At 57.1% G+C, this 13,600-nt stretch carries 11 protein-coding genes; 7 read left to right on the top strand and 4 right to left on the bottom strand.

Features of this window, described 5'->3' with window-relative positions:
* Positions 1–19: 19 nt before the first annotated feature.
* Positions 20–211 (bottom strand): hypothetical protein, encoded by a 192-nt coding sequence (locus DC3_RS19255; RefSeq protein WP_146887218.1) that lies wholly within the window; start codon positions 209–211, stop codon positions 20–22.
* A gap of 96 nt (positions 212–307) precedes the next feature.
* The gene (locus DC3_RS19250) at positions 308–1,045 is read right to left on the bottom strand and encodes an AraC family transcriptional regulator (protein WP_146887216.1); all 738 of its coding nucleotides are present in this window, start codon (positions 1,043–1,045) and stop codon (positions 308–310) included.
* Positions 1,046–1,150: 105 nt separating this feature from the next.
* Between DC3_RS19250 and DC3_RS19245 the strand changes: the two genes are divergently transcribed.
* The 6 genes from DC3_RS19245 to DC3_RS19220 are packed head-to-tail and all read left to right on the top strand — an operon-like array spanning position 1,151 to position 6,969.
* Positions 1,151–2,080 (top strand): proline racemase family protein, encoded by a 930-nt coding sequence (locus DC3_RS19245; RefSeq protein WP_146887214.1) that lies wholly within the window; start codon positions 1,151–1,153, stop codon positions 2,078–2,080.
* Positions 2,077–3,171: an NAD(P)/FAD-dependent oxidoreductase gene (locus DC3_RS19240; RefSeq protein WP_146887212.1), complete on the top strand. Its 1,095-nt coding sequence runs from the start codon at positions 2,077–2,079 to the stop codon at positions 3,169–3,171. Before DC3_RS19245 ends, DC3_RS19240 begins: the two co-directional genes overlap by 4 nt.
* Positions 3,164–3,403, top strand: coding sequence for a 2Fe-2S iron-sulfur cluster-binding protein (locus DC3_RS19235; protein WP_146887210.1), 240 nt, complete (start codon positions 3,164–3,166; stop codon positions 3,401–3,403). Before DC3_RS19240 ends, DC3_RS19235 begins: the two co-directional genes overlap by 8 nt.
* Positions 3,393–4,577: an NAD(P)/FAD-dependent oxidoreductase gene (locus DC3_RS19230; protein ID WP_146887208.1), complete on the top strand. Its 1,185-nt coding sequence runs from the start codon at positions 3,393–3,395 to the stop codon at positions 4,575–4,577. The genes DC3_RS19235 and DC3_RS19230 overlap by 11 nt, the downstream gene beginning before the upstream one ends.
* Positions 4,574–5,488 (top strand): dihydrodipicolinate synthase family protein, encoded by a 915-nt coding sequence (locus DC3_RS19225; protein ID WP_222594801.1) that lies wholly within the window; start codon positions 4,574–4,576, stop codon positions 5,486–5,488. The genes DC3_RS19230 and DC3_RS19225 overlap by 4 nt, the downstream gene beginning before the upstream one ends.
* Complete coding sequence (locus DC3_RS19220; protein ID WP_246130746.1) at positions 5,485–6,969, top strand: aldehyde dehydrogenase (NADP(+)); 1,485 nt, start codon at positions 5,485–5,487, stop codon at positions 6,967–6,969. Before DC3_RS19225 ends, DC3_RS19220 begins: the two co-directional genes overlap by 4 nt.
* Here the strand turns inward: DC3_RS19220 and DC3_RS19215 are convergent.
* Both DC3_RS19215 and DC3_RS19210 read right to left on the bottom strand, forming a co-directional pair.
* Positions 6,947–9,247, bottom strand: a complete 2,301-nt coding sequence (locus tag DC3_RS19215; RefSeq protein WP_146887204.1) for an alpha-glucosidase — start codon at positions 9,245–9,247, stop codon at positions 6,947–6,949. The genes DC3_RS19220 and DC3_RS19215 overlap by 23 nt on opposite strands.
* Positions 9,248–9,456: 209 nt before the next feature.
* Positions 9,457–11,751 (bottom strand): DNA polymerase domain-containing protein, encoded by a 2,295-nt coding sequence (locus tag DC3_RS19210; RefSeq protein ID WP_146887202.1) that lies wholly within the window; start codon positions 11,749–11,751, stop codon positions 9,457–9,459.
* 175 nt (positions 11,752–11,926) lie between these two features.
* On the opposite strand from DC3_RS19210, the gene DC3_RS19205 reads away from it, so the two are divergent.
* Positions 11,927–13,600, top strand: a complete 1,674-nt coding sequence (locus DC3_RS19205) for a tetratricopeptide repeat protein (RefSeq protein ID WP_146887200.1) — start codon at positions 11,927–11,929, stop codon at positions 13,598–13,600.

Raw genomic sequence — 13,600 nt, 5'->3', positions numbered from 1 at the left:
TTTCTTGATATCTCAATGCTCAGTAATCGGAAGATTTGTACTGCCAGATGCCGTAACAGCAGACCAGAAAGGCAGCCCCGATCAGCATGATCACATCCTTGACGTAGTATCCGGCCACCAGCATGCCCACCCCGATGAGGGCGGAAATGATGCCCAGAACGGTAAAAATGTGGCCCCGGATGCGGCCCTGTGAACGACGGTTTTTGGTCACAATTCAGTGTACTCCCCAGAGATTTTGTTACAAAACTGAAAAGAGCATACAACCGGGTTCAAAATTCTGGCAAGTGCACGCGGGTCCAGGTCAGGGTCAGCCGTCTTGCAAAGCATGAAACGCCCGGTACTGGCTGGGGGTCATGCCCACCGCAGCCTTGAACTGTTTTGAGAAAGCACTCTGGTCATAAAAACCGCAGGCCAGCGCAATCTGAGCGGTGCTGTCCCGGGTGGTCTTTAAGAGTCTGGAGGCCTGCTCAATGCGGGTCTGCAACAACAGTTGATAGGTGGTGATCCCAAAAATCCGGCGGATCTGGCGCTCCAGTTTGTTGATGGTGATTCCTGCTGCATCTGCCAGATCCTGCAAGGTCAGGGGCTGCATGTAATCTGTCTGGATGAATTGCACAGCACGGGCCACCTCTGCGTACACACTTCCGGTCATGTCAGGCATGCCCAGGTCCTTTGAGATGCCGATCATGCCCCAGATGTTGCCTGCATCGTCGGTGAGCGGGACCTTGTGGGTCAAACACCATCCTGCACCGCCCGAAGCGTAAAGGTGCAACTCAAGCTGGTCCAGCAGCGTTTCTCCAGAAAGCACAAGCTGGTCCTGATCTGCAAAACCCATCCCCAGAGAGGGGGGGAACACTTCTGTAGGGGTCTTGCCGATGAGTTCCTGTGGGTACCTGAGGCCCAGACGATCAAGCAGGGTCTGGTTGACGGAGAGGTAACGTCCTTCTGTGTCCTTCACAAAAAAGACCGTGTCGGGCGAGCGGTCAAAGATGGTTTCCAGGGCAGGAAGTGGGATTTGTATCAAACGGGCAGTTCTGGCATCCATTTTCTACAAGACAGTATGGCATGCCAGGGATTAATGTAAATCGCATAGACCGAGTTCATCCGGACAGAGGATGGTGATCTTCTGGTCCGGGACAGGAGGAAGGACATGGAGGTGCCTTTCATCGATTCCCATACCGCAGGTGAACCCACCCGCGTGGTTGTGGCGTTTCCTTTCAGCCTTGGAGAGGGCTCTCTGGCAGAGCAAAGAGAGGTTTTCAAAACAAAGTGGGATCACTTCAGGCGTGCTGTGTGCAATGAGCCGAGGGCCTCAGACACCGTGGTGGGTGCCCTGCTGGTTTCACCTACAAATCCTGATTGTGTCACCGGGGTGATTTTTTTCAACAATGTCAGTGTGCTGGGGATGTGTGGGCACGGCACCATCGGGGTGGTTCGCACCTTGCAGGCCATGGGCAGGATCACTCCGGGAGAACACCTGCTGGAGACCCCAGTGGGTGTGGTTCGCACCACCCTTCACGAAGATGGACGGGTGACCGTGCAGAACGTGCCTGCGTACCGGCATCTGAAACAGGTGCAGGTGGAGGTGCCAGAATACGGCACCGTGACGGGAGATGTCGCCTGGGGAGGGAACTGGTTTTTCCTGATTCAGGATGGTCCGGTTCCTGTGGAATTCAACAACCTGGAGAAACTCACCGATTTCACCTGGGCCGTACGGAAAGCCCTGGAGGCCCAGGGCATCACTGGAAAAGACGGGGCCCTGATCGACCACATCGAGGTGTTTGGACCATCTGAGAAGGCAGACAGCAGGAATTTCGTGCTGTGCCCTGGCAAGGCCTATGACCGCAGTCCCTGCGGCACAGGCACCAGTGCCAAACTGGCCTGTCTGGCCGCAGAGGGCAAGTTGCAGGAAGGCGAGGTCTGGAAGCAGGAAAGCATCATCGGCAGTGTGTTTGAGGGGACTTACCAGTGGCAGGGCAATCAGGTGGTTCCAAGCATCACCGGAACGGCTTTCGTGAACATGCGGGGCGTCCTGGTGCTGGACGAAACGGACCCTTACTGCTGGGGCATTCAGGCATGAACACGGACGCCATTGTGGTCGGAGGGGGCATTGTTGGTGCTGCCTGCGCCCACCGCCTGGCCCGTGCAGGAATGAAGGTGGCGGTCATCGAGCGCAGTTGCATCGGAGGAGGTGCGACAGCAGCGGGAATGGGACATGTGGTGGTGATGGATGACAATGAACCCGAGTTCGCCCTGACCCATTACTCCCAGATGCTCTGGGACAGGATGGATCTGCCCGCAGATGCTGAGCGTGTGCATGCCGGAACCCTCTGGGTGGCCTCCGATGAGGAAGAAATGGCAGGGGCAAGCCGAAAACAAGCTGGTTACCTGCAACATGGAATGAAGGCAGAACTGATTTCCAACTCGCAGCTCAGACAACTTGAACCCCATCTGCGAGACGGTCTGGAAGGAGGGTTGCTGATCCGCAATGACAGTGTGGTCTATCCGCCCAGGGTTGCTGCATACCTTCTGGAAAGCAGTCAGGTGAAGGTGATGGAAGGAGAGGTTTCTGAAATTCTGGATCAGGGGGTCAGACTGAAGGGTGGAGAGGTTCTGAATGCCCCGTGGATCATTCTTGCTGCTGGCGTACCATCCACAAAGCTGATTCCAGAGCTTCCCATACGACCCAGAAAAGGGCATCTAGCGATCACAGACCGGATGCCCGGGCTGGTGAAACACCAACTTGTGGAACTGTCCTACCTGAAAAGTGCCCATGGGTCGGACCGGGACAGTGTGGCTTTCAATGTGCAGCCCAGAAGCACCGGACAGGTCCTCATCGGATCGAGCAGGCAATTTGATGCTCCCGATGGAAAGGTGGATTTTGACATCCTCAGTCGCATGCTGAGGAAAGCAACCACCTTCATGCCTGCCCTGAGGGAGGTGCTTGTCACCCGTGTGTGGACAGGCTTTCGTGCTGCCACACCGGACAGTTTGCCCCTGATCGGTCCACATCCTGCAAGGAAAGGACTGATTCTGGCCACGGGTCATGAAGGTCTGGGCATCACCACCTCCCTGGGCACCGCTGAACTGGTGTTCTCGCACATCAGCGGAGCAGGGTGCCAGATTGACCCGAGGCCCTACCTGCCCACAAGAGAGGTGGCCCATGCCTGAACTGAACGTGGGTGGCAAAACCTTTCAGGTCAAAGAGGGCATCACCGTACTGGCTGCCCTGCAGAACCTGGGCATGTGGAAACTCAGGAACAGTGTGTCTGGTGAGGCACGTGGAGCCCTGTGTGGAATGGGCGTCTGTTATGAATGCAGGTTGCAGGTCGATGGGAAAACCGAGAAAACCTGTCAGGTGATCGTGCAGCAGAATATGCAGGTGATGCTCAATGCAGACTGAAGTGCTGATTGTGGGTGCAGGTCCTGCTGGGATCGCAGCAGCTAAAGCAGCATCCAGAAACGCCCAGGTCACCCTGCTGGATGACAATCCCAGACCCGGAGGACAGATCTGGCGAAACCGCAAGGACCTTGACCTGCCACCAGGGATTCATTGGCTTCCCTCGACAGGCATCACCGGAGTCATGGGTGAAAAGACCTTGCTGGTAGAAGGGCACGTCCTGCATTTTGAAAAGCTGATCCTTGCCACCGGAGCCCGTGAACTGTTTCTGCCTTTCCCTGGATGGACCCTCCCCGGAGTGGTCGGGGCAGGAGGACTGCAGGCCATGATCAAAAGTGGTCTGGATGTTCATGGGAAACAGGTGGTGATTGCAGGTTCAGGCCCTCTGCTTCTCGCAGTGGCCGAATTGGCCCACCAGAAAGGTGCACAGGTGCTGCACATTCTGGAGCAGGCTCCCAGATCACAGCTTCTCCCCTTCTTGCAAGCTCTGTCTGCCGGGAAACTGCTTCAGGCGGCCAGAATGGGACCGGCCCTGCTGTCCAGGTATGTCCCGGATGCTTATGTGCTCCATGCTTCAGGAGCACATAAGCTGGAAACGGTCACCTGCCAGATTCAGGGAAAAACACTTCAGATCAGCTGTGACTTGCTTGCTGTCGGGGATGGTCTGGTGCCCAATCTGGAACTGGCCCTGCAACTGGGATGCAAGGTCGATCAGGGCTTCATTCAGGTGGACGACACCTGCAAGACCTCAGTCAGGGATGTCTACGCTGCCGGTGAAGTGACTGGCATTGGAGGGCTGGACAAGGCCCTGCTGGAAGGTGAAATCGCAGGTCTGGCAGCCACAGGTCAGCCCATCCCAAAGCTGGTTCCCCGACTCCAGAAAACCCAATCGTTTGTCCGCAAGCTCAGACAGAGCTTTGCCCTCAGAAAAGAAGTTCTTGAACGGGCCAGACCCGACACTGTGATCTGCCGCTGTGAGGATGTGCAACTGTCCCAGCTTGAAGGCCATTCCGGCTGGCGCAGTGCCAAACTGCACACCCGTCTGGGGATGGGGGGCTGCCAGGGCAGAACCTGCGGTCCCATCTGCCAGACCCTCCTGGGGTTTGATGCCCCACAAAGCCGCCCACCCGTTTTCGCCACCCCACTGAAAAACCTGCTTCTGGAGGAACAACCATGAACCAACCCATGAATTACAAAGGTGTCATTCCGGCCATCACCACCCCCTTTCACGAAGACCTCTCTGTGGATTTTGATTTTCTGAAAAACCACATTCGCTGGATGCTGGGGCATGGCTGCACAGGCATCACTGCGCTGGGCTCACTTGGTGAAAGTGCCACCCTGAGTTTTCAGGAGAAAGTGGAGATCCTGAAAGCCTGTGTGGAGGCTGCAGGAGATGCACCTGTGGTCGCAGGCATTGCTGCCCTCTCCACCCGGGAAGCGGTGCAGCTTGCCCAGGCTGCGGAAGAAGTGGGCTGTCGGGGCCTGATGGTGCTGCCCCCTTACGTGTACTCTTCCGACTGGGCTGAGATGAAACACCACATGTCCAGTGTGATTGAGGCGACTTCCCTGAGCTGCATGCTGTACAACAACCCCATCGCTTACAGGACCGACTTCCTGCCGGAACAGATGCTGGAACTCGCAGAAAAACATGAAAACCTGCACGCCGTGAAGGAATCCAGTGCCGATGTGCGCCGGGTCAGCAGCATCCGTGCCCTGCTGAAAGACCGACTGACCCTCCTGGTGGGTGTGGACGACCTGCTGGTGGAGGGGGTTTCTGCAGGGGCCACAGGCTGGATTGCAGGTCTGGTCAATGCTTTCCCGGAGGAGTCTGTTCGCCTGTACAACCTCAGCATGGCAGGCAAATGGGATGAAGCCCGGGCGCTTTACGAGTGGTTCCTGCCCCTCCTGAGGCTGGACACGGTGGTGAAATTCGTGCAGTACATCAAATTTGTGCAGGAAGAGGTGGGCATGGGTTCTGCACGGGTGCGTCCTCCCAGACTGGAATTGAATCCTGAGGAAGCCGCATATGCCAGGGGTCTGTTGAAAACAGCGCTCGAAAACCGTCCTTCTCTGCTGGTGGAATCGTGATACAGGGCATCAATCCGGTGACCGGGGAACGTCTGGAGGGCGTTCCCCTCACCACTGCCGCAGAACTGGAGCAGGTGTTTGAAAGGGCTCAGGCAGCGGTGCGCCCTTATGCCAACCTGCACAAAGACCTCAGGGCTGCATTTCTGCGACAGATAGCCGCTGAATTGGAAAACGTGCGGGAGGAGATCACCAGTGCGGCCCATCTGGAAACAGCACTTCCGATGGCCCGACTGAACGGTGAACTCACCCGCACGACCGGGCAGTTGAAACTCTTTGCAGATGTGGTGCAAGAAGGCTCCTGGGTGGATGCGCGCATTGATCCCGCTCTGCCAGAACGCACTCCTCCCAGACCGGACATCCGCAGCATGCTGGTTCCTCTGGGGGTGGTGGGCGTGTTTGGGGCCAGCAATTTCCCACTGGCTTTCTCTGTTGCAGGAGGAGACACCGCCAGTGCCCTGGCCGCAGGATGTCCTGTGATTGTCAAAGGGCACAATGCCCACCCAAGAACAGGTTATCTGGCCGGAGAGGCCATCCAGAAAGCAGTTCAGTCCTGTGGGCTTCCCGAGGGGGTGTTCAGTCTGGTGTTCGGTGCAGACAACCAGATTGGTGAGACTCTGGTCCAGCATCCAGCGGTGAAAGCGGTGGGGTTCACCGGATCACGGGCAGGAGGCCTTGCACTGACCAGACTTGCCCAGCAACGCAAAGAACCCATTCCTGTCTACGCAGAGATGAGCAGCATCAATCCAATGGTGGTCTTTCCAGGAGCCATGCACGAGCGGCCTGAAGCTCTGGCGCGAGGACTTCATGCCTCTTTCACCCTGGGTGCTGGACAGTTCTGCACAAATCCGGGACTGGTTTGTGTTCCAGCAGGCAGTGAGGTGTTCTTGCAAGAACTGAAGACCCTTACAGAAACCACAGGTGCGTTCCACCTGCTGACTTCAGGAATTGAACAGCATTACGCTTCTGGCATCACACAGCTGAAAACATCTACGGGTGTGGACCTGCTGGCCCAGGGGTCTGGAGCCTGCCCGGCTCATGTCTTCCGTGTCGAAGCGAAAGACTGGAACGATGCCTTGCAACAAGAAGTGTTCGGACCCAGCACGGTTTTGTGCCTGTACCAGTCCCTCTCTGAGGTGGAAAGCATTCTGCAGCACCTCGAAGGACAGCTGACAGCCAGTGCCCACATTGCAGACAGCGACAGGAGAGCCTTTGCTGACTTGCTGCCTGTGTTGCAGGACCGGGCAGGTCGTGTGATTGTGAATGGATACCCCACAGGTGTGGAGGTCTGTCATGCGATGGTGCATGGTGGACCCTATCCCTCCACCACAGATCCCAGAAGCACTTCAGTGGGCACACGGGCCATTGTGCGATTCACACGGCTCAGCTGTTATCAGGATTTCCCAGATGATCTGCTGCCTGAAGCCTTGCAGGAGAGCAACCCCCTGAACATCCGCAGGCTCAGGGAAGGCAAGCTGGAGTGATGTGCAGGCAGTGCTGCTGCAGTGTCTCCAGGGGAATCAGGCCCAGATTGCGCAGGTTGCGGCTGAAGATCTCGCCCACCTTTGATCCTGCTGGATAGAACACCGCTGGATACCCGATGGGAGCCTTGACCCGGACTTTCTCCCCTGTTTCGTGCAGGAAGCTTTCTCCGGTCCAGGCTTCCACCCAGCTTCCTGCCGGGAGGTAGACCTCCACTTCTTCCTGGCCGGGGTCCAGCACGGGGGCCACCAGAAGCTGGCTTCCCACCATGAACTGCTGGTAGGAGAGCCCAAGCACCTCAGGATCATTCGGGAAGTGCAGGAACATCGGACGGACCACCGGAACCCCTGTGCTGGCGGCTTCTGCGATCAGCTGGGTCCGGTAGAATCCCCAGGCTTTGTACACTTTTGCCATGCGGTCAAATTGCTTCAGGGTCTCATCGTCGGTATAGAACTGGGCGTTGTCCTCTGGGAGGTTGCCTTCGTGGGTGCGGAACACCGGGGTGAAGGCACTGAGCTCCATCCAGCGTTTCAGCAGTTCCTTGCTGCGGGTGTAACTTTTCAGAGGGGTTTTCACGGTGGTGTACCCACCAATGTCTGAATGGTTGAAGCTGAACCCTGAGAGGCCACTGCTGAGGAGGGCCAGCACAGCGGTCTTGATGCCGTCCCGGTCGTCCCAGCTCACCAGCTGATCTCCAGTCCAGAACAGGGAGGAAAAATACGGGCTTCCCGTGAACCCCGAGCGCATCATGAACACGTAATCCTGGGGGTGCTTCTGGCGGTCCACGAGGTTGCGGTTGAAAATGGACCACATCACTGGATAGAGGTTGTGGTTGTCCTTGCCTGTTCCTCCGGCATACAGCCTTGACGAATAGGGCAGGTTTTCGCCTCCATCGGCCATCCAGCCCGAAAAACCACTGCCGATCAAGTTCTGTTCAGCCACTTCGGTCAGCCAGCGTGCAGCTTCCTGGTTGGTCAGGTCAATCAGACCTGCCCGGAAATCGGACAACTGGATCAGGTAGGGTTCTCCATCGTCATTGCGAACGAAATACCCGTGATCCAGGGCTTCCCGAAAAAGGTTGCGTTTCACGCCAGGTTTTCGGGAGGCATCTGCCAGCATCGGGCTGATGTAACCCAATGTACGGATGCCTGCGTTTTGCAGGTCCGCAGTGAGTTTTCTGAACTCAGGATAATGCTCCTCGTCGAGCTCCCAGTTCCACCACAACTGCTTGCCAAAACGGGTGTTGCGTTGCCCGACCCAGTCCTGCAACCAGAAAGCTGAGATGGGGGTGCCCAGGGCCTTCAACTTCTCCCAGACTTCACGGACTTTCTGGGTTCCGCCCTGCATGCCCACCACTGCCCCACGGGTGATCCAGTCGGGCAGGGCACGCATGCGTCCCACCACCTGGGTGTAGGCCTTGATCAGCTGGATCGGGGTGTTGCCGTACAGGATCTGGCCGTGCATTTCTCCAGAAAACAGCTGCAGGTGCACCCGGTCTTTCTTTCGCAGATCAAACACCATGTACTCGCTGTTTTCCAGCATCACCGAGCGCATCTTGCTGGTCAGGTAATGGGGCACGCTGATGGAGGTGGAGTCCCAGGTTCCACCAGACTGGGTGAGGGCATTGGCTCCGGAAGTGAGGGGTTCCAGTCCTCTTCCAACCCCCTGGTCCCGCACAAAAACAGCCAGTCTGCTGCCTTTCAGGTCAAAGCGGGAAAACTGTTCACCAAAACCATAAAAGCGCTCATCCGGGTCAGAAGCATATGTCAGGTAGAGGCGGTTGTACCGGGGGTCCTGCACCTTGATGCTGAACCCAAGCTGGTTGTTGCTTTTCAGGGCGAAGGCCAGTTCATAAGGAACTTGCCCACCACCAGCACAGCGCAACCTCCCTTTGAAAAGGGCGTATCCCCCATTGGAAACCACCTGTTTCATGGTCTGGTCCCGACAGGTGTTGAAGCGCTGGTCGGTGATGCTCAGGGCATTCCCGGATTCGGTGACACTTTCCTCTCCAATGGCCGAGGCAATGAACCCCTGATCAGGCAGGGTCGAGAACAGGGTGCGCTCTGGCTCCAGAGCGTGGGTCACGTTCAGGCTGTGACCATCCCAGCGGATCAGGAAATCCCCCAGGGAAATGCGCTGCCCGGAAAGGGTGTTGAAGAGTTCTCCCTGAATCTGACGCTGTGCATAAAGCGTCAGTGCAGAATCCATTGCATAATAAGCACCCGCACCAACCAGCAGGGCACCGATGGTGTACAGGATGGTGCGCTGGCTTCTCTTCATCAATCGCAGGGATTATAGCGTTTTGGAGGGGGAAAAGACAATAGAACGGAGCAGGGGGCTGGCCTGCTGAGGGCCAGGGGCTGAGTGCTGTCCAACGCTGCTGGATTCAGAGCAACCCATGTGTTCATGCGACTCAAACACCATTCACTCGGGAAAACTGCATTTTTCTTTTAAATGCATCAGCTGATGCTGTTGCTGCGCTCGGCCCTTCAAGATCCCTGCAAATCCTCCCCATACGCCACATACTGAATCTGTACCTCGGTCAAACTCCGCTCGAACAGCCTGCCCTGAAGTTGAGCAGGAAACACAGCATCGAAATCTTCTCTGGAGAAGGCACTGGAAAGGCGTTCTGCATAATGCTTTTTCAGGGCATCGATGTAGTGCCGCACATCGTAGTCGCGGAGGTCCTGGTCCTGCAGAATTCTGGCCCCTTTGCCCTGGGCCTGATACATCAGGATGCGTTCCCCCTTGCTCCAGCTTTCTCTGCCAGAGTGCAGCATGGCCTCGTAGGGGGATTCTTTGCGTTCGGTGCGGCGGTGCAGGTACTGTTGCGAGGATTTGGTCAGGCGCACCCGCATGGTCACTTCTCGGGTTTTGAAGGCCCTGGACCGAAGTTTTTCCACCGTCTCATTGAAGGCCTGATGCACCCCCTCAACATCTCCATGCAGCAGGGCCATCAGGGCCTGACGGAGAAAATGGCTTCCAAACGCCTCTGAGCGGATGGAGTGCAGCGAGGCACCTTTCAGGATCAGTTTGTCGTCGCGGGTGAGCAGGGCATAGTTTTTCACCTGGTGACTGAACATGGCCGGGTACCAGCCTTCAAAATCCAGATGGATCATTTCTGGGAGCGTTGTGCTGATGTCCTGCACCAGCGCCTTGCCTTGCGCTTCGGTCCAGTGTTCAGGCATCGAGAAGAACACCCCATCGGTGTCGGCTTCAATCAGGGTCATGCCTCTGGATTGCAGTTCTTCAAGCACATGGTGCAGGATCTCCCTGCCCAGTGAGGTGATGCGGTCTGCAGCGTCCCGATCTGCAAACCGGGCCATCTTCCCTGCCCCGAGGTAACCGTATGCAGAGTTGATCACCAGTTTCATGGCAGCCTGAATGGCATTGTGGTAAGGGGCGTCCTCACCGCTGCCTTTTGCCATTTCTTTGTGATGCAGGCGTCTGCGGGTGAGTTCATCCACCAATGTGGTCATCACCCCGAGTTCATCGCAGGCGGGGCCAATCTGGTACTGCCGCATGATGGATGGGTACAGAGAGGAGATGTCTGCCTTGACCACATTCCGGGCCACCCCTGCCTGGAAGAGGTACACCGCTCCACCTTCATGGGGTGCTTCAGAAACCCCATGCTGGGCACAGGGCAATGCCCGCCTTTCCTGCAGGTAGGCCCGCACCAGCATGGGTTCCAGAATGCCTGTGGCCGTTCCAGCGTAGGCCACCCGCTCGAAGCTTCTGGGGGCCATCTGACTGAGGGCGAAAGCAGGCTGCATCAGGCGTTCGGAAATGGCGGACACTTCCCGCACATCATCGAGAGCGTAGTGCCTGACCTGTTCGGGATCGGTGAGGTAGGTCTGATGGATTTTCTCGCCAGCGATGTACACCCGGTCCGGGCCTGCCACCCCGAAGTACCTTGCCACGTCTTTGAGCCTTTGACTGGGCATGTCGCGGGCCACAAACTGGTGCCTGCGCACAGCGTCCAGGGTGTCGATCATTTCCCGGCCTGCCACACTGTAGCGGGTGCCATCCTGGTACCTGAGGGCCACCACTTCCTGGGGTGCACCTTCCCTGCCCCAGAGCAGCTTCAGGCCCAGTTTTTCAGCACGGCGCACAAGGAAAGGCATGTCGAAACCCATCAGGTTGTGGTTTTCCAGAACGTCCGGATTGCGGTCCTGAATCAGGCGGGTCAGGGACCCGATGAGTTCTTTTTCGTCGGGATGTTCCAGAACGGCTTCAAATCCCTGCGAGTCCTTCACGGAAATCAGGAAGATGTGGCCGTCCTCAGGGCTCAGGCTGGTGGTTTCAAGGTCGATCTGCATTCGGTGCAGGTCGTCAAATTTCATGTCCTTGAAGTAGGTGCGCCCTGAGAGCATCAGGTACTGTTCGAGGGGAGCCATCACGTAATAATCGTGCAGGTCTGCGAGGTGTTTCACACTGCGACCCAGACGTTTCGAGGCACCCTGCAAGATGGCATTTCTGAGGGTCCTGCCATCTGTGCATTGCAGCAGATACATTGAACTGCCCTCCTGTCCAGGCAAAGCCTGCACGGTGATGATGCCTTCTGGACGCTCTTCCTCGGCCATTCTGAAGGGCACCCCGGACAGCTGAAGATCGGTCAGGTGGTCTGCATACACCCAGGGAGCGAACGTGTGCCTTTCCAGGGTCAGGCCTCTGTCGGTGCGCCTCCAGACCAGGGCCTGTCCTTTCCAGTCGGCCCATGCGCTGATGATCCCTGGTGTGGGATCATTTCCGAACAGCCAGCTCAGAGATGGGCTCGTTTGCATCAAGAACAGGTTATCACGGTTCTGTTCAAAGCAGAAGAATGGTGTTCTTGCCGGAGGCATCGACGAAAAGCACCGCATCTCTTTTGCCGGTCCCCGTTGTCTATAGGGTGTTCCCCTGAGTGCCGATTGCAGTTGTGGCCTCTATGCTGCAATCACCCATCACCGGAGGAAAACCATGAGAAAAATCCTGTTGTTGACCGTGTGTGCCCTGGCAGGTCTGGCTGCTGCCCATCCCATGCACAGCACGTTCTCCCAGTGCACCGAACCCGCCATGCAGACGGAAGCCACCCTGATCCCCGACCTCGGGCACCTGTTTCACAAGGTCAGCACGCAGCATCCTCAGGCCCAGGCTTTCTTCAACCAGGGGCTGACCCTGCTGTTTTCCTACAACTTTGAGGATGCTGTGCGGTCCTTCCGGCAGGCGGCAAAACTTGATCCCCAGCTGGCAATGGCACAGTGGGGAATTGCCATGGCCTCTGGAGCCAACATCAACATCAACATTGATCCAGCCTGCGAAGAGGTGGCATTTCAAGCCATTTCAGAAGCCCAGAGGCTCGCAGGCACCTACCCCACCACTGCAGCGGAAAAGGCCTACATCAATGCACTGGCTGCACGTTACACCGGAAGGCCCAACCCGGATCTGGTGCGTCTGGCCGTGGATTTCAAACTGGCCCAGCAGCGCCTGACCGAACGGTATCCCCAGGACACGGACGCCCGAATCGTTTACGTGGAAGGTCTGATGGACCTGCGCCCGTGGATGCTGTGGCTGAACGGCAAACCCAACACCGAAACCAGCACCATTCTGGGCAACATCAACACTGTGCTGAAACAGGACCCGGACCACCTCGGTGCGAACCACTACAACATCCATGCACTTGAGGCCTCAGACCGTCCAGAACTTGCCCTGAACAGTGCCCTGAAACTGTCCAGGCTGGTGCCCAATGCAGGGCACATGCAGCACATGCCGTCCCACATTTTCATGCGGCTGGGCAATTACCAGATGAGTCGGGATGCCAACCTGAACGCTGTGCAGGTGGACCAGTCGTATTACCAGAAGTGCTTTCCAGTGCAGCAGCAGGACTGCCTGCCCATCTATGTGGGGCACTACTACAGCCACAACCTGATGTTTCTTGCAGAGTCCTACGCCTTCATGGGGGCCTCAAAAGACGCCCTGGCCACAGCACGCAAAACCCACGACAACGCTCTGGCTTTCATTGTGGGACAGCCTGAACTGGAACACTACGTGGGTGGTCTTTCCCTGATGCAGGTCGGCTTTCAGAAATGGCAGGACATCCTGGCACAACCCAGACCCCTGGAGTCCCTGCAGGCCGCCACAGCCCTGTGGCACTGGTCCAGAAGCTATGCCCTGGCCGCTCTGGGACAGCTCAAAGAAGCAGAAAGTGAACAGCAGCAGTTCTTTGCTGTTCAGCAGGAAATCCCTTACAACCTGTCTTACGGCAACAACACCGCCCAGGCCATTCTGGCTGTGGCCAGCAACCTCCTGCGGGCAAAACTTGCTGCAGCACAGGGAAACATGGACGCGGCCCTCGAACTCCTGAAACTGACTGTGGACAGCGATGATGCCCTGGTCTATGACGAACCCCCTCCCTGGTTCTTCCCTGCCAGAGATGCACTCGGGGCAGCGTATTTCCAGACCCGGCAGTATCAGGCGGCGGTGCGGGTGTTTAAGGAATCCCTGAAGAAACAACCCCTCAGTCCCAGGGCCCTGTATGGTCTTGCCCTCTCCCAGAAAGCGGTGGGAGATCCCGAGTGGGAAGAGACCATGAAGAAATTCCAGTATGCTTCCAGAGATGCAGATGTGCAGTTCAGCATGAGTACCCTCTGGTGA

Source organism: Deinococcus cellulosilyticus NBRC 106333 = KACC 11606 (genome assembly GCF_007990775.1).
GTDB classification, from domain to species: Bacteria; Deinococcota; Deinococci; order Deinococcales; family Deinococcaceae; genus Deinococcus_C; species Deinococcus_C cellulosilyticus.
Note: the sequence above shows the minus strand (reverse complement) of the source record. Positions and strands in the feature narration are given on the sequence as shown.

Excerpts from the sequence above, each read along its gene's own strand:
- DC3_RS19250 (WP_146887216.1), bottom strand. The coding sequence starts at position 1,045 with ATGGATGCCAGAACTGCCCGTTTGATACAAATCCCACTTCCTGCCCTG.
- DC3_RS19245 (WP_146887214.1), top strand. The coding sequence starts at position 1,151 with ATGGAGGTGCCTTTCATCGATTCCCATACCGCAGGTGAACCCACCCGC.
- DC3_RS19240 (WP_146887212.1), top strand. The coding sequence starts at position 2,077 with ATGAACACGGACGCCATTGTGGTCGGAGGGGGCATTGTTGGTGCTGCC.
- DC3_RS19235 (WP_146887210.1), top strand. The coding sequence starts at position 3,164 with ATGCCTGAACTGAACGTGGGTGGCAAAACCTTTCAGGTCAAAGAGGGC.
- DC3_RS19230 (WP_146887208.1), top strand. The coding sequence starts at position 3,393 with ATGCAGACTGAAGTGCTGATTGTGGGTGCAGGTCCTGCTGGGATCGCA.
- DC3_RS19225 (WP_222594801.1), top strand. The coding sequence starts at position 4,574 with ATGAACCAACCCATGAATTACAAAGGTGTCATTCCGGCCATCACCACC.
- DC3_RS19215 (WP_146887204.1), bottom strand. The coding sequence starts at position 9,247 with ATGAAGAGAAGCCAGCGCACCATCCTGTACACCATCGGTGCCCTGCTG.
- DC3_RS19210 (WP_146887202.1), bottom strand. The coding sequence starts at position 11,751 with ATGCAAACGAGCCCATCTCTGAGCTGGCTGTTCGGAAATGATCCCACA.
- DC3_RS19205 (WP_146887200.1), top strand. The coding sequence starts at position 11,927 with ATGAGAAAAATCCTGTTGTTGACCGTGTGTGCCCTGGCAGGTCTGGCT.